15 protein-coding genes are annotated in these 20,379 nt (G+C 65.1%); 4 read left to right on the top strand and 11 right to left on the bottom strand.

All coding sequences use genetic code 11. The features are described 5' to 3' along the window. Positions 1-192: 192 nt before the first annotated feature. The 3 genes from FXV83_RS27960 to FXV83_RS27965 form a co-directional block, all read right to left on the bottom strand. On the bottom strand, positions 193-1,320 hold the full coding sequence (locus FXV83_RS27960; RefSeq protein ID WP_187436210.1) for a lactonase family protein: 1,128 nt from the start codon (positions 1,318-1,320) through the stop codon (positions 193-195). Positions 1,321-1,442: 122 nt separating this feature from the next. Further along, a complete protein-coding gene (locus FXV83_RS43105; protein WP_187436211.1) occupies positions 1,443-1,580 on the bottom strand; it encodes a hypothetical protein in 138 nt (45 codons plus the stop codon). A gap of 140 nt (positions 1,581-1,720) precedes the next feature. Continuing rightward, entirely contained in the window at positions 1,721-4,381 is a 2,661-nt protein-coding gene (locus FXV83_RS27965) for a bifunctional diguanylate cyclase/phosphodiesterase (RefSeq protein WP_148742806.1), read from the bottom strand. A 268-nt stretch (positions 4,382-4,649) separates the two neighbouring features. Between FXV83_RS27965 and FXV83_RS27970 the strand changes: the two genes are divergently transcribed. Beyond that, positions 4,650-5,648 (top strand): LysM peptidoglycan-binding domain-containing protein, encoded by a 999-nt coding sequence (locus FXV83_RS27970; protein WP_148742807.1) that lies wholly within the window; start codon positions 4,650-4,652, stop codon positions 5,646-5,648. A 492-nt stretch (positions 5,649-6,140) separates the two neighbouring features. After that, positions 6,141-7,409: a Spy/CpxP family protein refolding chaperone gene (locus FXV83_RS27975; protein ID WP_148742808.1), complete on the top strand. Its 1,269-nt coding sequence runs from the start codon at positions 6,141-6,143 to the stop codon at positions 7,407-7,409. 69 nt (positions 7,410-7,478) lie between these two features. Here FXV83_RS27975 and FXV83_RS27980 read toward each other — a convergent pair whose 3' ends face one another. Further along, the gene (locus FXV83_RS27980) at positions 7,479-8,084 is read right to left on the bottom strand and encodes a hypothetical protein (protein ID WP_148742809.1); all 606 of its coding nucleotides are present in this window, start codon (positions 8,082-8,084) and stop codon (positions 7,479-7,481) included. Positions 8,085-8,592: 508 nt separating this feature from the next. Here FXV83_RS27980 and FXV83_RS27990 point away from each other — a divergent pair. Continuing rightward, a complete protein-coding gene (locus tag FXV83_RS27990; RefSeq protein ID WP_148742811.1) occupies positions 8,593-8,811 on the top strand; it encodes a hypothetical protein in 219 nt (72 codons plus the stop codon). Positions 8,812-8,941: 130 nt separating this feature from the next. Here the strand turns inward: FXV83_RS27990 and FXV83_RS27995 are convergent, their stop codons facing one another. Continuing rightward, positions 8,942-11,389: an adenylate/guanylate cyclase domain-containing protein gene (locus FXV83_RS27995; RefSeq protein WP_148742812.1), complete on the bottom strand. Its 2,448-nt coding sequence runs from the start codon at positions 11,387-11,389 to the stop codon at positions 8,942-8,944. A gap of 164 nt (positions 11,390-11,553) precedes the next feature. Continuing rightward, a complete protein-coding gene (locus FXV83_RS28000) occupies positions 11,554-13,635 on the bottom strand; it encodes an AsmA family protein (protein WP_148742813.1) in 2,082 nt (693 codons plus the stop codon). A gap of 237 nt (positions 13,636-13,872) precedes the next feature. On the opposite strand from FXV83_RS28000, the gene FXV83_RS28005 reads away from it, so the two are divergent. Then, positions 13,873-14,547, top strand: coding sequence for a Crp/Fnr family transcriptional regulator (locus tag FXV83_RS28005; protein ID WP_148742814.1), 675 nt, complete (start codon positions 13,873-13,875; stop codon positions 14,545-14,547). Positions 14,548-14,555: 8 nt separating this feature from the next. Here the strand turns inward: FXV83_RS28005 and FXV83_RS45680 are convergent, their stop codons facing one another. The 5 genes from FXV83_RS45680 to FXV83_RS28030 all read right to left on the bottom strand — a co-directional run. Beyond that, a complete protein-coding gene (locus FXV83_RS45680; protein ID WP_148742815.1) occupies positions 14,556-14,750 on the bottom strand; it encodes a hypothetical protein in 195 nt (64 codons plus the stop codon). 2 nt (positions 14,751-14,752) lie between these two features. Beyond that, positions 14,753-17,911: an efflux RND transporter permease subunit gene (locus FXV83_RS28015; protein ID WP_148742816.1), complete on the bottom strand. Its 3,159-nt coding sequence runs from the start codon at positions 17,909-17,911 to the stop codon at positions 14,753-14,755. Then, positions 17,911-18,840 carry an RND family efflux transporter gene (locus FXV83_RS28020; protein WP_148742817.1) on the bottom strand — a complete coding sequence of 310 codons (930 nt, stop codon included), beginning with the start codon at positions 18,838-18,840 and terminating at the stop codon, positions 17,911-17,913. Before FXV83_RS28020 ends, FXV83_RS28015 begins: the two co-directional genes overlap by 1 nt. Before the next feature lie 159 nt (positions 18,841-18,999). After that, positions 19,000-19,671 (bottom strand): OmpA family protein, encoded by a 672-nt coding sequence (locus tag FXV83_RS28025; protein WP_148742818.1) that lies wholly within the window; start codon positions 19,669-19,671, stop codon positions 19,000-19,002. 144 nt (positions 19,672-19,815) lie between these two features. After that, a partial coding sequence (locus FXV83_RS28030) for a tetratricopeptide repeat protein (RefSeq protein WP_148742819.1) occupies positions 19,816-20,379 on the bottom strand: 564 nt, incomplete at its 5' end.

Raw genomic sequence — 20,379 nt, forward strand, 5'->3', positions numbered from 1 at the left:
GGCTAAGGCGTGCACACGTCTCGAAAACTGACTCAAGAACAGGGACTTAGATGACCCCCGGTTTTGAAACGGCCTTGATGTCAGTCGGTCAGCGGGCATTGAAAAGACTCGTGATTCTCATCGATGCCGCTGGTCAGTCATAAGATGTGTGCACAGCTTAGCCCTCCAGGGGAGTGTAAGAGGAGATCCCCCTCACGGCAGGCTGACGAACTCCACCCAGTTCGGCTTCTTGCCGGTGGGATAGGATTTCAGCTTGGCGAGCGCGCCGCTGCTCTGGTCGATCGCATACACCGTCATGCTGTCGGACGTCTCGCCGACCGCCGCGAGATAGCGGCCGGTGGGATCGATGTTGAAACCGCGCGGCTGCTTCTCGGTCGGCACGCTGCCGATCGTGGTCAGCTTGCCGCTGGCAGCATCGACCTTGTAGGCGGTGAGCGTGTTGGTGGTGCGCTCGGAGGCGTAGAGGAAGCGGCCGTCCGGGGTGATGTGGATGTCGGCGGCCCAAGGTTTGCCGGAAAAGCCTTCCGGCAGCGCCGTGGTGCGCTGGATCTCGCGCCATGCGCCGCTCTTTGCCTCATAGTTGAAGGCCGCGACGTCGGCGTTGAGCTCGTGGACGAGGTAGACGAACTTGCCGTTGGGGTGGAACACGAAGTGCCGCGGCCCTGATTTTTCCGGCACCTTGATCGCCGGCGGATCGCTCGGCGTCAGCGTGCCGGTGGCGGCATCGAACGCAAAGCTCAGCACCTGATCGGAGCCGAGATTGGTTGCGAACACGAAGCGGTTGTCGGGCGAGGGCAGGATCGCGTGCGCGTTCAGCCCGGTCGGGATCACCTGCTTCGGTTCGCCGGCGAGGCCGTTTGCGAGCAGCGGATTCACCGCGACCTTGTTGCCGCCATAGGAGGCGCTGAACAGGAATTTGCCGCCGCGGTCGGTCGCGATATTGGCCATGCTGTCGGCGAGCGGACCGTTGCCGGTACGGCTGAGCTGTCCGGTTTTGGGGTCGATCGCAAAGCTCACCGCCTGGAACGGCTGCGAGCGGATTCCGGCGATCAGAACGCGCTTGTCGGGGGTAATCGCCAGCGGCGTCGAGGAGCCGGGCTTCTCGACTCCGGTGAAAGCGGCGGTCTGCAACGGCACCATCTCACCGCCCGCGTCCATCTTGAATACGCTGATGTCGTTGCTGTCGGCGTTGCCGATATAGGCGAAGGTTTCGGCCATGCCGGTGCGGACTCCCAAAATGAGGGCGAGGAAAGCGAGCAATGTGGTGGCGATCGGAGCGCGGTGCGCTCCGGATGCGATGTGGCGTGTCGGTCTGAGCATGGACGTTCCTCTTTGAGCCGGTGCGGCGTTGTTGTTTTGCGGCAGAGGATAGCGGCAGGCGCCCCGTCGCACCAAACTCCAATTGGGATCGATCGATGCCGAAATCGTATCGGTTGCGTCTTCTATCGCACCGCCGCTTCCAGGCTGCGGGAGGGGACATGCGGGCCGGACGCGTGCTCGGGCGGTCCCAGCACGGTCCAAACCGCGACCGCCAGCAATGCCGAGGTCAGGATGGTCCAGGCGACCAGTCGTTTCCGCATCAGCCACATCCGTCGTCGAAAATCCCGTGCCCGGCCTATCGTGCACTGCAAACGGCGACGCTCCTATGAACTCGTTCACAGCCGAAAAGCGCTCGCGCCATTTGCGAACCAATGCCGCGGCCTCGCCTCCACGGCCGACGTCAGGCCGCCGCCTGCGCCGACAGCAGCTGCTTCAGCTTCGCCGCCGGCACCGCCGGGCTGAACAGCCAGCCCTGCATCTGGCTGCACCCGAGCTGCCGCAGCACCTCGCGCTGCGTCTCGGTCTCGACGCCTTCGGCCGTCGTCGCCATCTGGCGCGCGGCGGCCATGTGCACCACCGCCTGCACGATCGGCGAGGAATCCTCGGGCTCGCCGATGTCGCTGATGAAGCTGCGGTCGATCTTGATCTTGTCGAACGGGAATCTGTGCAGATAGCTCAGTGACGAGTAGCCGGTGCCGAAATCGTCGAGCGCGATGCGCACGCCGAGCTCGCGCAGCTGCTGCAGGATCGTCAGCGCCTCGGCGTCGTCGCGGATCAGCACCGTCTCGGTGATCTCGAGCTCGAGCCGTCCCGGCGCGAGGCCCGATTCCGCAAGCGCGGCTGCGACCTTCAGCGCCAGCGTCCTGGAGCGGAACTGCACCGGCGAGACGTTGACGGCGATATGGATATCGCCGGGCCAGCTGGCCGCCTCCGTGCAGGCCTGCCTGAGCACCCATTCGCCGATGTCGCCGATCAATCCGGTGTCTTCAGCGACCGGAATGAACTCCGCAGGCGAGACCATGCCGCGCTCTGGATGGTGCCAGCGCAGCAGCGCCTCGCAACCGGTCACCACATTGGCCGCGAGATCGACCAGCGGCTGGTAATGCACCTCGAACTCGCCGCGGGCGAGCGCCTGGCGCAGGTCGAACTCGAGGAGGCGGCGCTGCCTCGCCTTGGCATCGTATTCGGGCACGAAGATGCGGAAGGTGCGGCGTCCTTCGGATTTCGCTGCGTACATCGCCAGATCCGCGCGCTTGAGCAAATCATCGAGATTGTCGCCATGGTCGGGCGCGATCGCGATGCCGATGCTGGCGTCGGTCGGGATCTCCTGGCCCTTGCAGTCCACCGGCGTGCGCAGCGTCGTCAGGATCTGCTCCGCCAGCACCGTCAGCTCGGCCGGGTCGCGGGTGCCGGCCTTGACGATGGCGAATTCGTCGCCCCCAAGCCGCGCCACCAGATCGTTGCCGCTGACGCAGGCGCGCAGGCGGTTTGCGACCTGGCGCAGCAATTCGTCGCCGACCTCATGGCCGAGCGAATCGTTGACGCCCTTGAATTCGTCGACGTCGATATAGAGGATCGCGAACGGCTTGCCTTCGCTGAGCTCCGCGATGCGGCGCTCCAGATGGCCGCGCATCAGCACGCGGTTGGGAAGGTCGGTCAGCGCGTCGTAATGCGCCATGTGCGCGATGCGATCGTCTGCGCGGATGCGCTCGGTGACGTCGTCATGAGTGGCGAGCCAGCCGCCGGCGGCGCCGGGCTGGTTCTTGATCTCGATCAGGCGGCCATCGGCGGTCTCCACGATAGCGCTCTGCGTAAGCCCGGCAATGCTCAAAATGCCGTCGCAATACGTGTCGACGTCGCCATGGAACGAGCCGGTGTCGTGGCGGTGCTGGATCACGTCGCGGAAATGGACGCCCGGCTTCACCACGGCGGTCGACAGTTGGTACATCTCGACATAGCGGCGGTTGCAGACGATGAGCCGCTCGTCCTGGTCGAACATCAGAAGGCCCTGCGTCATCGTGTTCAGCGCGGTGTCGAGCCGCTGCTTCTCCAGCGAAAGGCGGTGCGTCACCTGGCGGAAGATCAGGAACAGCGTGAGCACGAGCAGGCCGACCGATAGCCCCGCGACCGTGACGAAGAACTTGGTTTGCGTGCGCCAGGTGGCGAGCGTGGCATCGAGCGACTTGGTCGCGATCACGACCAGCGGCTCGCCGGCGAGCAGGCGCGCGGCGACGATGCGGTCCTTGCCGTCGATCGGGCTTGCGAGCCGGGTGGTGACGAAGGTGCGCTGGAATACAGCCATCTGCTCCGGCGAGCCCGTGCGGTAATTCCGCCCGATCATGTCGTCGACATGCGGAATGCGCGCGAGCAGCTGGCCGTTCTGGTGATGCATCGCGATCGAGGAGTCCTCGCCGAGCCCGGTCGAGGCGAAGAACGATTCGAGCTGATCCGGCGCGATCGCGCGCGAGACGATGCCGAAGAACTCGCCGCGAGGCCCCGATACGCGCCGGGCGAACACGATGACCGGCGCGTTGCCGATCCGGCCCGCTACGACCTCGATCTCCTCCTGCGCTGCCGGATCGTTCTTGAGCCGGTTGAAATAGCCGCGGTCGGCGACCGAAATATCGGCAACCGGCCAGCGCCGCGACGAGTTGATCAGCACGCCATTGGCATCGAACACATTGGCGCCGGCGACGTCGGTCCAGCCGCTGGCTTTGGCGCGCAGCGCTTCATGCACGGCGAGCGTGCCCATCTCGCTGCGGAAGGCGTCCGCGGATTCGATGCCATGGCTTTCGAGCTCGGCGATGATGCTCTTCTGCAGCACCGCAAAATTCTCGAACTCGCGGTCGAAATGCCGGGCGAGCAGCCGCACCGCGCTCTCAAGGCTGTCGCGGCCGCTCTCGATCGCGTTCTGGCGGAAGCGGTCGACGGTCAGCGCCGTGCCGATGGCGGTCGCCGCCATCAGCACGAAGCCGCCGGCGATCAGCCACGTCAGCGGTGCGCCGCGCCAGCGGCGGAGCAACACGCGCATGCGCGCGCTCCATCGGATCGATGTGCCCATCCAGCCCTCCCCCGTGGGATGCAAGATGCGGCAAAACCGACAAGACCGGGTTACCTGCAAGGCTTGTTATCTGCAAGGGTTAGGGAAATATGAATCGGAAGCAAATCGGCGGGTTCCCGCGAGCACGGGTGAAGCGGCCAGGGCGGCGCGCCGGGTCATCCGCGGCGCCTGGAAGCGAAGCGTCGATCATCCCATCGGCCGTCTTGCTGCCGTGGCCAAATCGGCGCAGGCTGGCGCGGTTGATCTGCGACCAAGGGTTTGTTTTTCGATGATAACCGTATCCAAGGCCCTCATTGCATTCTGCGTGCTTGCGGTCGTCGGCACCGCGCTGGTGATTGGCCCCGCAGAGCTGCGCCTGTTTCTGCCCGGCGGTGCGCCGGCCGAGATCGCCGTCGCCGCCAAGCCCGAGGTCAAGCCCGAGCCGAGGGCAGGGGAACCAAAGCTCGCCGCCGGCGCGCAGCCTGCACCATCCGCAGCGCCGGCCGCCGCGCCGCAGGCGGGCGCCGTGGCCGAGACGCAGCAGCAGGTCGCGGCGCTCGCCGATCTCGCTCCGGTCAAACCGCCGGCGACTGCAACCGACGCCGGTCCCCGTTTCGACGTCGCCCGCATCGACGATCATGGCGAATCGGCCGTGATCGCCGGCCAGGCCGCGCCGGGTGCGAAGGTCGAGCTGCTGCGCGACGGCAAGCCGCTCGACAGCGTGGTGGCCGACGCATCGGGCCAGTTCGTGATGACGCCGCCGCAGCTTCCCGCCGGCACCTATGAGCTGACGCTGCGCGCCAAGGCGCCGGATGGCACCGTCACGCAATCCGGCCGCACCATGCCGGTGACGATCGCCGAAGCCGCGCCGCCGCCCGCGCGCCCCGCGCCGGCCGCCAAACCGGAAGCCAAACAGGCCGACAGGCCGGACGATAAAGCGGACATCGTGGCATCCTTGCCGTCACCCCGCCTTGTCGCGGCGCCGGACAGGCACGCGGCGCGGCCCAGGATGATGGGGCCAGCCAAGCCGAGGGCTTTGGCAAGGGCACCAGCCGAGACCGCAACGGTCGCATCGGCTTCGCCCGCCGAGGTGTTCGGCGCTGCGCCGGCGGAGCAGGGTGGCAGCCGGGTGATTTCCCGCGGCGACAGCCTCTGGGCGCTCAGCCGTCTCGCTTACGGCGACGGCGCCCGCTACGCGGTGATCTTCAAGGCCAACCGCGACAAGATCCACAATCCCAATCTGATCTATCCCGGCCAGACCGTCGTGCTGCCGCAAAAGCCGCAGTGAGTCGGCGGTCTCTCCTGACCTAGCCGGCGGAGTTCGGCCGCAGTTGCGATGAAGGTGCGCTCCCTCTCCCGCTTGCGGGCCGGCAATCGCATATGGGTGCACGATGCGGCGACATCGGCACTGGGCTCCCTCTCCCGCTTGCGGGGGAGGGTCGGGGTGGGGGTGTCTCCGCGTCGGGATTGTTGAGATTGGGACGAGATCCCGCCGTGACGAGAGCCCTCACCCGCCGCGCGCGGGACGATGCTTCGCATCGCCCGGGGCGCGTCGGCCTCTCCCGCAAGCGGGAGAGGCCGAGCAAGCCCGCGGACAATCCGCGTGAAACGCGCTCTTGGACCATTTGTGCGCTCGCGCTTGAGCATGTCACATCCGAGACCCGGGAACCTTCAGTTCCCCTGTGCGTCATTGTGATACGGCGCGATGCGCTTGGCGTGGGAGGAGGGCCAGGAAGTGGTCGGCTCGGTGGTCGGGTCAGTGGTCGGGTCGAGACCGCGCATGGGACTGGCGCTGGCCGGCGCGGCCTTGGTGGCTCTGATAGTGTTGCTGCCCAATCGGGCCGAGGCGCAGTTCGGGTTGCGCGGCGGTCCGCTCGGTGTTGCGCGCTTTGCCGTCGGCCATGTGATCGGCCTGTCGCGCCTGCGCCATGCCCGCATGGCGGTGCGGGGCGGCCGTACCCGCTCCGCGGCGCTGCGATCGCAAGACCCTCGTTATGACCCCCGTGGCGCCGAGCGTGACCAGCTCGCCAATCCCTATGTTTTGCGTGCGGCACTCACGGCACAGGCTGCGCTGTCGGGCTGGCACGGTGGCCGCCGCCCGCAGGGCTGGTGGCGGCACCCTGACGGCAGCTACGGCTGGGCCGGTCCGGTGTTCTGGCCGTTCGCGCATGACGACCTCACCAATGCCGTCGTCTTCGCCGATCCGACCAGCCTCTCGCTCTATGGCTATGGCGACATCTATGCCGCGATCTTCGCGCCCTATGCGGCCGCAGAGCTCGCCGCCTACACCGCGCCGCAAGGCCGGCGCGCGCGAAAGGTCCCGTCAGCCGAGAATGTCTGCGATGCCAGCGACACCGGCGGCCTGCCGGTCGAGCGCATCGTCGCCGCGCTGCAGCCGAACGAATCGCAGCGCACCGCGCTCGACGAGCTCGCGGCCGCCTGGAATGCGGCGGGCGACACCATCCGCGCCGCCTGCCCGGCGCAGGCGCCTGCCGCGGCGGCGGATCGCCTCGCCCTGATGCGCGAACGCCTCGAGGCCATGATCAAGGCGGCGGACGCCGTGGCTCCATCGCTGGCAAAATTCGTCGATCTTCTCGATGAGAATCAGAAAGCAAAGCTCGACGCATTGGCAAAAGACCGCCGCGCCGCGCTTGCCTCGATCCAGCAAAAGAACCCGCAGGCGGCATCGGCCTGCCAGGCGGACAGCGATCCCCGCTATGACGAGAAGGCGCAGCGCCAGTACGAGCAGCTCGTGCAGCAGCAATGGCCCGTGGCCGACATCACTTCCACGCTCCGCCTCGACGAAATCGCCCGCGCGAGATTCGACGTGCTCCAGGACACCACGCTGCGCACCATGGAAACTCTGAGCGCCTGCCCATCAAAGCCCGAAGCAACCCCGCAAGCCCGCCTCAAAGCCGCGAAGACGCGGCTCGAAACCATGCTGCAAGCCGTGAACGGCGTCGCCGATGCGCTGGACGATTTCGAGACGGACTTAAGCGACGAGCAGAAGGCGGGGTTCGAGGCGATCGGGCCGAAGCGGGGGGTGTGAGCTACGGCTGGCACGTATCCATGGGGTCGGGACGAGCAGAGGGACAAACTCTTTACCGAAGTCCTAATCTCAGTGAGCAGGTAAACCGAGCTTATCAAAAAAGGCGCGATTCCGTTCCTTTGCTCCTTTAAGCAGCCCGTCAAAGGACACGACCTGAATGTATGCGTTGAATGTGGGTTGAGGGTGATACCCGAAAAAGCCCAGACCGTCAGGCGTCTTTGTCAAATTGAAAAGTTCGCAGCTATGGATCAGGTCGTCTGTAATGTCGGCGATAATATAGATGAATCCTGGGATTTGTCCGGCGTTCGGGATGGGACGGCCACGACGAGTGGCAGCTCCATTTCTGAGGCGCGACAAGTAGTCGAGAGATTGCAGGATTGGGTCAGACTTCTCATTCTTCCCTGCGACGTAACCCGTCCGCATAGGTCGCTTGATTTCAAGAATGGTTAGAGAAGCTGGAGGTATGCCCTTTTCTGCGATCAGAAACGGTGTGTTGAATATTCTAAGTGAGACCAAGTCTGGTTCTTTTCCGCTCTTATCGGCGGTAATGGGCATTGTTGACAGAGGCTTGTCGGAGGCCAAAAAGTCGTGAAATGCCAGTCTTTCGTCGATGAGCCAAAGATTTTCGCGTCGAAATTCATAATCGTCCGACGTTTGTCGCATCGGTACGATCAATTCATGAATCTTGTCTTCCCGTTTCTAAGTCTTCCCTGCAATAAGCTGTCCATCACTAGTCCTTGGTGGGGCAACAGAAGAAATTCTCGGAATAAATCAGACTTCTAGGTGTGCTTAGTCGCGCTCGCCCTCAAGTCCTAGCGAAATAGAGCGAGTTTTACTTTAAGTTGCAAGTCATATGGAGCGGTCTGCGGCCGGGGCGGGGACACGCAGGCGCATCAATGAACTAACATATACCGCAATGGAGGCTGACGGTCGGTGTCCGCGACGGGACTCACGACTGCAACACTAAGTGCTAGGAAAAGGTGTGTGATCCAATGAAGGACGGGTATGATTTTTCGGCCGCCAAACGCGGGAAGTTCTTTCGTAACAACGCAACGCTTGTGTCGCCGGTTCATCTGGAGCCCGATGTCTTGGCGTCTCTGTCCGAGCTCGCCGCCGCGCAGGGAGTCCCCCTCAACGCACTGGTGAACTCTCTCATAAGGGAGCATGTCAAACGGAGGTCGTGATGAAGGTTTTCAAATGGCGAAGCAGCCTCGCGTTTTGGCTGCCCAAGAAGCTGATCGAAAAGGTCGTTCTCGGCAAAGGTAACTACGTCCATGTCGCGTCGGCGGACGAGCAAACCCCTGGGATCAGCGACAGCGATTTCCTGCGTCGGCTTCGCGCTCTGCAGAGACCGCGGCCTGGCAGCTTCGTCTGGAACCGCGACGATGCCAGCGCGCGATGACCCAATCATGCCATTCTGCCAGTGTTTTGCCCGACGGGTCAAACCTCCTTTTGCAACGAGCGTATAAGTCATTGATCCCGCACGCTCCGTCTACTGTGCATGGGGTTGTTTTCGACCTTTTTGTTTTTGGCTACCCTCTCCGCCGTGCCGCTGCCGTATCCACCACGTTCTCCACCTCCTCGCGCCACGACAGGATCTCCATCGCCAGCACCGGGTGATTGAAGCCCTTGAGCACGAGGTCGTCGAGCGGGCGGGCTTCGACGAAAGGCTCGACCATGCCGTAGACACGGCGGCTGACCACGACCTGGCCGGCCTTGGCTTCGTCGCACAGGCGCGAGGAGAGGTTGGTGACGCTGCCGATCGCGGCATATTCCAGCCGCTGCTCGAAGCCGATCTGGCCGAGCGTGGCATAGCCCATGGCGACGCCGACGCCGAAGCCGAGCGAGTGGCCGCGGTTCTTCCATTTCTCGGTCAGCTTTCCGATCGCCTCGCGCATCTCGACCGCCATCTTCACCGCGCGCTTGGTGTGGTCGGCGAATTGTATCGGCGCGTTGAACAGGATCATCACGCCGTCGCCGGCAAAGCGGTCGAGCGTGCCTTCATAGCGGTGGATCAGCTCGCCGAGCGCCGCGTGATATTCGCGCAGCACGTTCATCGCCTCTTCCGGCTCGGTCGCCTCCGTGAATGAGGTGAAGCCGCGCAGGTCGCAGAACACGACCGTGACCTCGCGGCGGTGGCTGTCGAGCAGCGCATCGTGGCCGTCGGACGAGGCGATCAGTTGGGCGACCTGCGGGGCGAGGAAACGCTCGAGCCGCTTGATGCGGCCGATCTCGCCGAGTTGCTTCTCGACGCGCTCCTCCAGCGAGCGATTCCAGTTGCGGAGCTGCTCGGTCTGCTCCTGAAGCTTGGCCGCCTGCTGCTGCACGGTCTCGTGCGCGGCGGCAAGCTCGCGGCCCTTGTCGTCGACCTCGCTGAACAGCCGTGCATTGCGCATCGCCAGCACCGCCTGGTGCGCAAACGTGCGCATCAAGCCGGTGAGGCTGCTGGCGAACTCGCCGCCGGCGCGGCGCAGCACCACCAGCGAGCCGAGCGTGCCCTGCTGGTCCAGCAGCGGCACGACCAGCACCGAGTGGAAGCCGGCCTCGATCGCGACGTCCCGCAGCGGCTGTTCGGCGGCATGGTCGAGATCGGCAAGCGCGATCGGCTCGCCGCTTCCGGCGGCATCGCTCAGGATGTTCTGGCCCTCGTCGATCGTGACATGCGCGCCCTCGGCCGATTTGTCGATGCCATTGGCTTCGACCAGGTTGAACCGCCGCGTCTCGGCATCGTAGCCGTAGATCAGCACCGCATCGGCATGGGTGATCTCGATCGCGCGCGCCGCGATCGTCGGCAGCACGGCGTTGAGATCGAGCGAGGAGGCGACCGCGCGGCCGACCTCTTCCAGCACCTTGAGCTCGTTGATCGACTGCGCGAGGTCGCGGGTGCGTTCCTCGACCTTGGTCTCCAGGTCCGAATAGGTCTCCTGGATCTGGCCGGCCATGCGGTTGAATTGTCCGGCCAGGTCTTCCAGCTCGTCGGACGTGTGCACCTCGATGCGATGGCTGAAATCGCCTTCGCCGAGCTTGTGCGCGCCGTCGCGCAGCGCGGTGATCGGGATGATCATGCGGCGCGCGAGCAGCGTGCCGGCGAGGATCGCGACCATCAGGCCCATGCCGATCAAGAGCGCGATGCGCACCAGCTGGTCGCGGATCGGCGTCAGTGCCTGCGTGGTCGGCTGCTCGAACAGCACGCTCCAGCCGAGCTTCGGCACCGTGCTCGCGGCGGCCAGCACCGAATGGCCGTTAAAGTCGGTGCCGGTGGTGTCGGGCTCGCGACCGGGCGCGATCGCGGCGGCGACCTGCGGCAGCTTCGACAGGTCCTTGCCGACATCGGGCCCCTTCGACGACGTCGCCAGCACGCGGCCGCGCGGATCGACGACATAGGCGAAGGCGGCCTTGCCGACCTGGGCATCGGACAGGGATTCAGAGAGAAAGCTGAGATCGATCTCGGCGACGGTGACGCCGGCGTTGAAGCCGGAATGCGCCACCGAGATCGACATGAACGGCGTCCGATCGACGAAATAGGCCGGCGCGTAGCTGACGCCGCGGGCGACGGTGTCGGTAAAGCGCATGTCGCGGGAGAGGTCCGCGTTGCCGCCGGTCGAGGTCGACTGGCGCGAGACCCGCAGCACCTCGCGGCCATCGCCGTTGAGCTGGAACAATTGGGAGACGACCGCGACCTGATGCAGCAGCTGGGCGTAGTCGGCGCGGCGCTTCTCGAGCGTGTCCTGGCTTGCCCGGGTTACCCAGCTGATCTGGCGCTCGAGTTCGGAGACCGATTGCTCGATGCGCCGCGCGGCGGCCTGCGCCTTGTCCTCCAACCCGTCGGTCAACGACGTCTTGGTCGCGCGGTAGGAGATCCAGGTCTCCATCGCGCCGTTGACGGCGAGCACGAACACGACGAGGCCGACCAGGGAGACGACGTATTTGGCGAACAGGCCCTCGCGGAAAAACCTGGTCTTGTCGTTCGCTCCTGCCATCCGGGTCCTCTCGCGCCACGACCGCCGCCAGCGCTACGGGCCGTGCAGGCCCGAGCGCACTTCTACCACAATTTGGGCAGTGGGACCGGTCGAGTGCCGGGCGTGGTTACCCGCTGCGGGCGGAGGGGCGCTCCGGCATGCTGGTGAATTGTCGCAGCGGGAGATCACCGATTAAAGAGCTGTCGCAGCACGTCGTTCATTGGCTGGCTGTCCTGCTGGGCGACCGGCGGATCCGCCTGGGCCGGAGGCGCCGGTGAGGCCTGCGGTGCCGGCGCCGCGGGAAGGCTGCGGCTCCGGCCGGTGGCAGTACCAGTGCCGGTGCCCGCGCCAGTTGCAGCGCCGCCGGAGAGTCCCTGCTGGATCAGATTGCCGATCGCCTCGCCCAGCGGGCCTCCGAGCGGATTGTTCTGCCCCGGCTGCTGCGTTTGCGGATTGGCATTGCCAGCCGCATTGCCGCCGCCGGGTGCAAGGTTGCCGCCGAGATTGCCGCCAAGGCTTCCGCTAAGCCCGCCCAAAATATTGGCGAGCCCGGCACCATCCGCGCCGAACAGGCCCGTACCCATCTCACGCAGCTTGGCATAGGCGGCGTCCGGATTGTCGAGCATGCCGGCCATGTCAGGATAGATCCGCGGCTGCGACCAGGAGCCCTGGATCATCACGGGGATGCCGAAGCCGACCGGCTCGGAGTTGCGGCCCTGGCCTTCAGTCGTCATCACCAGCTTCGGCTCGACGCGAAAGCCCATCATCTTGGTGTCGAGTGCGATGGTGCCGGCGCCGGTCACGCGCACCAGCGGGCCGACCAGATTGAGATCGGTCGTCACCGCCTGGCCCTTGTCGATGCGGAAGGAGGCGGAGAGCTGCGACAGATCCGTGCTCTGCTCCTGGCTGGGATTCTGGTTTTCCTGCCAGCCGGACAGCGTGCCCGCTGTCAGCGAGCGGATCATCTGCGCGACATTGATGCCGCGGATGGCGCCGTCCTGGAAATTGACGAAGGCCGTGCCCTGCATGTTGGCCATCAGCGCGCGCTGGCTGGTGCCGGCGCTGCGCAGTGCGAGCTTGGCTTGCAGCTTGCCGTCGATGCGGTCGAATTCGGCGAGGCCCTGAAGCAGCGGCAGCGCGCGAACGCCGACGAGGTCGGAATGCATGGCAAAGCTCGGTGCGCCGCTGGTCGCATCCAGGATCACCTCGCCCGAGACCTGGCCGCCGTAGGCGCCGAGATTGGCGGTGCCGGCCTTTAGCACGCCGCCGGCGAGCTTTGCATCGAGCGCGAGCGGCGCGAAATGCGCATCGCCGATGACGGCCTCGTTCGCCGAAATCCTGACTTGCGCGTCGACGTAATTGAGCCCGGAGAGGTCGATCGGCGCATTGCTCCAGGGCTGCCCGGACGCGCCGTCGGGCGATTTCGACAATGGAAACGCGAGCCGCTGGAAGTCGAGATCGACCTTGACCAGGGGCTTGCTCGCGATGTCGACCGAGGCCCAGCCGTTGAACGCGCCATCGCCAAGCGTGCCGTTGACGCCATTGAACATCACGATGGGCCCATTGAGCCGGACCTCGGCATGTCCGGAGAGCTGAGATTTCAGCACGTCGGGCATGTCGATGGCGAAGTCGACCGGAATCGTCGGCCGATCGATCGGCGGCGCCGGCGTCGTCGCCTTGATGTCGAACTTGACGGCGTGGTCGCCCGCACGTGCGGTGCCGGTGATATCGACCTTGCGGTCACGGCCGGTGACGGCGTCGGCGTTGATGGCGCTGACGCGGCCCTCGGCGCGATCGCGTACGCGCGCGAAGGCGATTTCGCCGTCGACGATCTTGACGCGGTCGATGCTCGCGCCGTCCATGTCAATCGCGAGCGGCTTTGGCGACGAATCGGCATTCGGCAGCCGTTCGCGCAGCAGCGGCTGGTAGAGCACGGGATGGGTGACGACGAGATCGGTGATCTTCGGACGGCCCGACCACACGCTGGAGGGCGACATCTCGGCCTGCACGCTGTCGATGGTCAGGCGCGTGACGCCGCTGCGGTCCTTCGGATCCTGAAGCGTCAGGTCGTTGAGCGTCACGTTCAGCGTCGGCCACAGGCTGATTTTCGCGGTACCGTCGATCGTCAGCCGATAACCGGTTGCCTTCTCGACTTGCGCTGCAATCGTCGAGGTCAGGAAACCCGAGGGAATCCCGACCACGAAGAGAAGCGCGATCACGATGATGACGGCGGCTATCGCCGCGCCGGCGAATTTGACTGCTCTCATGTCGACTTTCCAACGATGGACAGGCGGTGTCGAAGCCGGCCGATCACCCGTCCCTGGCGCGTGAGTTTAGCCCGGGCCGGGAAGCCGCTCCAAGCGGCTAAAAATAATCTGAGGGGACTGTAAAGTTATGTGACTTGTGACACACTTCTCCGGCGCGGTTTTGCGCGATTCTGATGTTGATGGTTCCAAGCGATTTGCCAGGGAAACTGGCTTAAAGAGATTCACAAGGACATTGAAATGAGCAAGCAGGCCGAATTTGCGGTCATCCTGAAGATGAACGCGATGTTCGCGGATCTCGGCGCGGACGAACTCCAGCGGGTGGCCAATCTCTGCCACACCCAGCATCTGGCGAATGGCGAGGTGCTGTTCCAGAAGGGCGACCCGGGCGATGCGCTGTTTGGCGTGCGCCGCGGCCAGGTCCGCATCGAGACCGGTGCCGCCGACGGCAGCCGGCTGACGCTGAATTTCATGGGCCCGGGCGACCTGTTCGGCGAGGTTGCGGTGCTGGACAGCCAGAGCCGCACGGCCGACGCGACCGCCGGCGAAGCCAGCGAGCTGTTCGTGCTGCGGCGCGAAGACTTTCTCGCCTTCCTCGAGCGGGAGCCGAAGGTCGCGATCAAGATCATCGCGCTGCTCTGCCAGCGCATCCGCTGGCAGAGCGAGCGCATGGAAGAATCCATGCTGCAACCGCTGCCGGTGCGGCTGGCCCGGCGGCTTTGCGCGCTCGCCGCTGATTTCGGCTCCGAGGTGCACATCTCGCAGGAGCAGCTCGGCGTCTTCGTCGGCGCCGCGCGCGAAAGCGTCAACCGCCAGCTCCAGGCCTGGCGCAAGGAAGCGATCCTTGATCTCCAGCGCGGGCGGATTTTGCTCAGGAACATGACAAAGCTAACGGCGATCGCGCGAAATGAGTAGGGAGGCAGCTAGGCTGGTTCGCTGCCGTCAGGGCGAGGCAGTTCATCAGAAGAGCCCCAGCTCGCGACCCAAGCTTTAACGACCTCGATCGGCACGGCACGACCGGTGCGCTTGAACGCTTCGTAGCGAAGACGATCCTCGGCTATGTCAGGTTCAGAGATGCCGCTCGCCAACCCGCCTTGCGCAATCGACACCGGTGCCACGACTACTCCGCCGCGGGGTGCACGACGTTTTTCCGCACCGGCGGTGCTGCCGCTGCGCCGGCTTGCGGAGCCGCGTGGTGGTCGGCCGTCTCCGCATCATCGCTGTGCACGATCAACCGCTTGCCGAAGCGCCAGATCAGAGCGCCGAGATCATCCATCACCATGAACATCGCGGGCACGAAGACCAGTGACAGGATGGTCGAGAAGATCAGGCCGCCGATCACGGCGAGCGCCATTGGCGAGCGGAACTCGCCGCCGGCGCCGACTGCGAGCGCGCTCGGCATCATGCCGGCGGCCATCGCGATCGTGGTCATCACGATCGGGCGGGCGCGCTTCATGCCGGCGTCGATCATCGCTTCCTCACGCCGCTTGCCGGCACGGATCGCTTCGATCGCGAACTCCACCAGCATGATTGCGTTCTTGGTGACAATGCCCATCAGCATCAGAATGCCAATCCAGACCGGTGTGGTGAGCTGCTTGCCGGTGACGAGCAGGGCTGCGATGGCGCCGCCGATCGACAGCGGCAGCGAAAACAGGATGGTGATCGGCTGCAGGAAGGTGCCGAACAAGAGCACCAGCACGGCATAGACCATCATCAGGCCCGCAGTGATCGCGGTGGCGAAGCCGTCCGAGAGTTCGTTGAGGCTTTCGGCGTCGCCTGAGGGGCTGACCTTCACGCCCTTGGGCAGGCTCTTCATCACTGGCAGGTCGGAGATTTTTCTGGTCGCGTCGCCGAGCGCGGCGGAGCCGACGAGGTCGGCGGCGACGGTGGCCTGCCGCTCGCGATCGTAGCGGTTGATGCTGGTCGGGCCCTGGTCGAGCTTGACGTCGGCAATGACGGAGAGCGGCACCCCGCCCTTCTCGCCGTGTTCGCCCAGCGGCACGCGCAACTGCTCGAGCGTTCTGAGATTACCACGGGCGGCGTCCTCGAGCTGCACGCGGATCGGCACCAGGCGGTCGCCGACGTCGAACTTGGCAAGCGCGGGACCGACATCGCCGATGGTCGCGACCCGGATGGTCTGCGACAGGCTTTCGGTCGAGACGCCCAGCCGCGCGGCGAGATCGGCCCGCGGCTCGATGCGCAGTTCGGGGCGTTCCAGCGCGGTTTCCGAGATCACGTTCGAGATGGTCGAAATCCGCTTCATCTGCGTCGCAAGCTCGCTCGCGACGTTGTTGACGATGTTGGCGTCGGCACCGGTCACGACCAGCGAGATCGCGCGCAGGCCGTTCTCGTCGAGAAACCAGAAACGGATGTCGGGAATGTTCTCCAGTTCCTGGCTGATCGAGAACTCGAGCTCGCGCTGGGTGATGTCGCGATCGTCCTTTGGTGTGTAGTTGATGATCAGGGCCGCACGGCGCACTTCCTGCGTCCCTGGCGGCACGCGGCCGCCGTCCACGAAGATGCTCTTCACCTCCGAGCGCTTGCGCAGGCGCGAGACGATGTCTTCGGTCACCTTCTCGGTATAGGAGAGCTGGGTTCCAGGAGGCAGCTCGATCGCGAGCAGCGAGCGGGCGCTGTCTTGCGCGGGCAGGAAGCCCTGCGGCAGCAGCGTGATGCTCCAGATCGAGGCGGCGAAGACGCCGAAGCCGATCAGCACGGTGATGAAATAGTGCTTCACCGACCAGGTCACGATCTTGTGGTAGTTGCGCAGCACCACGCCCGGCGGGGGCTCCTGGTGATTGGAGTGCTTGAGGAAATAGGCCGCCAGCATCGGCGTCACGAGGCGCGCCGCGAGCAGCGAGAAGAACACCTGCACCGAGACCGTAATGCCGAACTGCTTGAAGAACTGTCCGGCGATGCCCGACATGAAGCTCGCGGGCGCGAAGATCGCGATGATCGTGAGCGAGATTGCGATCACCGCGAGGCCGATCTCGTCGGCGGCTTCGAGCGCGGCACGATAGGGCGATTTGCCCATGTTCATGTGCCGCACGATGTTCTCGATCTCGACGATGGCGTCGTCGACCAGAATACCCGTCGACAGCGTGATGGCGAGGAAGCTGACGAGGTTGAGCGAGAAGCCGAGGATGTCCATCGCCCAGAACGCCGGGAAGATCGACAGCGGCAACGAGATCGCGGCGATGATGGTGGCGCGCAAATCGCGCAGGAACAACAGCACGATCACGACGGCGAGGATGGCGCCTTCGAACAAGGTCGAGATCGCCGCCGTATAGTTGCCCTTGGTGTACTCGACCGAGGTGTCGATCAGCTTGAGGTCGACATCGGGATAGGCCGCCTTGAGCGCGTCGATGCGCTTCTGCACGGCGGCGGCGACCACCACGTCGCTAGCGCCCTTGGAGCGCTTGATGCCGAGCGCGACCACCGGCTCGCCGTTGAAGCGGGCGAAGGTGCGGCGGTCGGCGATGGTGTCGGTGACGGTGCCGAGATCGTCGAGCCGGACCTCGCCGCCGGCGAACAGCGGGATCATGGTGCCGGCGAGGTCGCCGAGCGTCTTGGCGCCCGCCAGCGTGCGGATCGCCTGGTCGTTCTTGCCGATTTCGGCGCGTCCCCCGGCCACGTCAACATTGGTGCCGCGCAGGCTCTGGCTGACATTGACGGCGGTGAGCCCCATTGCCTGCATGCGGTCGGGATCGAGCGAAACCAGGATCTCGCGCTCGACACCGCCGATGCGCTCCACCTGGGCGACGCCGCGCACGCCCTGGAGTGCGCGCTTGACCACGTCGTCGACGAAATAGGAGAGCTGCTCCGGCGTCTTGCCGGGCGAGATCGCGGCATAGGTGACGATCGGCAGACCGATGACGTCGACGCGTTGGATCAGCGGCTCGGTGACGTTTTGCGGCAGGTTGGAGCGTACGCGCGTCACCGCGTCCTTGACGTCGTTGAGCGCGCGGTCGGTGTTGGTCTCCAGAGCAAACTGGATGGTGGTGACCGACAGGCCGTCGGTGATCGACGAGGTGATGTGACGCACGCCCTCGACGCCGGAGACCGCGTCTTCAACCGTCTTGGTGACCTGCGATTCGAGTTCGGCGGGGGCGGCGCCGAACTGCGAGACCGCCACCGAGATCACGGGAATGTCGGCCGAGGGCAGCCGCGTCACCGCGAGCTTGGTGAAGGAGACCCAGCCGAGGATCAGCAGGATGATCGAAAAGACGACCGACGGCAGCGGATTGCGGATCGACCAAGCCGAGATATTGAGAGCCATCAGCGTACCCGCGTGCGATCGAGTTCATCGGCGAACATGGTTTTGATCTGGTCGCCGTCATGCAGCGAAGAGCCGGCGTCGGCCACGACGATCTCGCCGACGGCGACCCCTTCGAGGATTTCCGTTGCGCTGTCGGACGTCAGTCCGACCCGCACCTTGCGCGTCTCGATCGTGTTGCCTTTGACCACCTGCACGGTGAGATGGTCGATGGCGGTCTTGGGCACCGCGACGCCGCAGCTTCGTTTGGCGTCGATGGAGGCGCGGGCGAACGTGCCGATCTTCAGCGAGGGATTGTTGGTGACGCTGATGCGGACGCGGCCGAGTTGCGTGGTGCGGTCGATTTCGGGGGCAACCAGCCGGACCCGTCCGATCAGGTCGGGCGCGTCGTCGCGGCTGATGCGCACGGTGGCGCCGGCGCTCAGCTTGGGCATGTGCACGGCCGGAACCTGGGCGTCGAGCTCGATCTCGTTGTTGACCGCGATGCGGAACATCGGACCAGCCTGCGGCGAAGCCGGCGCGCCGACGACGGTGCGGACTTCGGTGACGAGGCCCGGAGCGGGCGCCTTCATCGAGATCGGGCCTTGCGGTCCGGGCCGTTGCGGCTGGCCCGGAATCTGCGGCGGTGCGGTCAGGCGCGCGAGCTCCTGATTTTCGGTCACGGTCGTGCCTTCGGTGACGAAGACGTCCGTGACCCTGGATCCTTCCTGCTCGGCAACGACCACGGCCTCGCGCCGCGGCACGAAGAAGCCGGTCACCCGGACGAGGTCCGAGAAGCAGGCATTGGTCGACTTCGTCACGATGACGAGTGCCTCGCCCGGCGTTTCTTTCGCTTCGGGGCGATGCCGATGCTCGAACAAATAATAGCCGACGCCGAGCACGACGACGAACGCAACGGTTCCAGCAGGCTTGAGATATTCGGTGATCTTCATCGCCGGATCATCCTGGCCTGGCTCGCGGCCGTCCGCGCATGGCCTTGCGAGAGCATTTCCCTGAAACGAAGCGGCGTCCCGCAAGGCTGCGGGACGCGCTTCGGAAGCGAGTTGTTACACCACATCACGACTTGTCACTTCGAAAAGATTACGCCGTGGTCACTTCGATGCGGTGGTCTTGTTTTCCATGTTGACGACCTGGACGCGGCGGTTCACCTCCGCCATCGGCTGGCTCAGGTCCTTCAGCTTGCTCTTGCCATAGCCGACGGTGACGAGGTCGGTCGCGGAGATGCTGTACTTGTCGACGAGATAGCGCTTGATCGAATCCGCGCGACGCTCCGACAGGTCCTGGTTGTAGGCCTCGCCGCCGGCGGCGTCAGTGTGGCCCGCGACGACGAAGGTCGAGCCCTTCAGGTCCGGGCTCGTCAACGCGCGGCCGAGCGCCTGAACCGAGGCAAGCGATCTGGGGCTGATATTGGCTGAGTTGTAGTCGAAGGTGATCTCAAGGTCGATGTTCGGCTTATCCTTGGCCGCCGACGCGATCTCCTCGCGCTCGGTCGACGAGAGCGAGCGCGTTGAACGACCGCGCACGGACTGGATCAGCTTGGTCTCGGTCGCGCTCGGCGCGGCATCGGTCTGCGGGCCAATCGAGAGGCCGCGGGTCAAGGGCTTCTTCGCCGGCGGCGCGAGCGCGCGGACGATCTCGTCCTCGGTGACGTTCTTGCTGTTGCCGTCGTCGGCCGCGCGAGCAGGTGACACAGGCAGCGACAGTGCGGCGCCGACGGTGATGATGGACAGGATTGCGGTAAGTCCTTTGACAGCCAATCTCATTATCAGTCCCTCCTGCGCAGCCAGCGCGCGCGATTCCAAAAGTCCTGCAATATGGCCCCCAGAAGGCCGCCTGCGGCATCCGTCCAGTTAGTCTTCGCCGGGCCGCCGAGGGTTCGAGACGCGCCGCCCCAACTCAAAAAAATATCAACGTACTCCGTAGCTTGCGAATTCCTGAACGATGTTCGGGTCCATCGCCTTGGCATTGGCGACGTCCAGCGCCCCTTCCTGGGCCGAGCCATTGCGCTGCTTGGCGATCCCCCGGCCATAGAGCGAGGAGGTCAGGCGCGGGTTGACCTTCAGGGCGGCGTCGAAATCGGCGATGGCGTTCTTGACCGCTCCGGACTTCAGGTTGACCAGACCCCGGCTGTCCAGCGCATCGACAAAATTCGGCCGCAGCCGCAGCGCCTCGTTGCAATCTTTCAGTGCGCCCTGGAGATCGCCAACCACAGTGCGGGTCCAGCAGCGGTTGTTCAGCGCCTCGACGTCCTTCGCATTGATCCGCAGCGTGTCATCGAAATCCTTGATGGCGAGGCCATAGGCCCCCTTGCTGGCATAGACCTGACCCCGCCGGTACAGCGCGTTCACGTCATCCGGATTGGCGGCGATCTTGGCCGTCAGGCTCTTGATGGTGGGATCGTCGGCCAGCGCGGCCTGGCTCGGACCGCTGTCGATGCTCGGTGCTGTGACGGGATCGACCGGTTTTACCGG

The sequence above is a fragment of the Bradyrhizobium hipponense genome (assembly GCF_008123965.1).
Classification (GTDB): Bacteria; Pseudomonadota; Alphaproteobacteria; order Rhizobiales; family Xanthobacteraceae; genus Bradyrhizobium; species Bradyrhizobium hipponense.

Bases quoted from the DNA above. Each gene is read 5' to 3' on its own strand.
- FXV83_RS27960 (WP_187436210.1), bottom strand. From the start codon at position 1,320: ATGCTCAGACCGACACGCCACATCGCATCCGGAGCGCACCGCGCTCCG.
- FXV83_RS43105 (WP_187436211.1), bottom strand. From the start codon at position 1,580: ATGCGGAAACGACTGGTCGCCTGGACCATCCTGACCTCGGCATTGCTG.
- FXV83_RS27965 (WP_148742806.1), bottom strand. From the start codon at position 4,381: ATGGGCACATCGATCCGATGGAGCGCGCGCATGCGCGTGTTGCTCCGC.
- FXV83_RS27970 (WP_148742807.1), top strand. From the start codon at position 4,650: ATGATAACCGTATCCAAGGCCCTCATTGCATTCTGCGTGCTTGCGGTC.
- FXV83_RS27975 (WP_148742808.1), top strand. From the start codon at position 6,141: ATGGGACTGGCGCTGGCCGGCGCGGCCTTGGTGGCTCTGATAGTGTTG.
- FXV83_RS27990 (WP_148742811.1), top strand. From the start codon at position 8,593: ATGAAGGTTTTCAAATGGCGAAGCAGCCTCGCGTTTTGGCTGCCCAAG.
- FXV83_RS27995 (WP_148742812.1), bottom strand. From the start codon at position 11,389: ATGGCAGGAGCGAACGACAAGACCAGGTTTTTCCGCGAGGGCCTGTTC.
- FXV83_RS28000 (WP_148742813.1), bottom strand. From the start codon at position 13,635: ATGAGAGCAGTCAAATTCGCCGGCGCGGCGATAGCCGCCGTCATCATC.
- FXV83_RS28005 (WP_148742814.1), top strand. From the start codon at position 13,873: ATGAGCAAGCAGGCCGAATTTGCGGTCATCCTGAAGATGAACGCGATG.
- FXV83_RS28015 (WP_148742816.1), bottom strand. From the start codon at position 17,911: ATGGCTCTCAATATCTCGGCTTGGTCGATCCGCAATCCGCTGCCGTCG.
- FXV83_RS28020 (WP_148742817.1), bottom strand. From the start codon at position 18,840: ATGAAGATCACCGAATATCTCAAGCCTGCTGGAACCGTTGCGTTCGTC.
- FXV83_RS28025 (WP_148742818.1), bottom strand. From the start codon at position 19,671: ATGAGATTGGCTGTCAAAGGACTTACCGCAATCCTGTCCATCATCACC.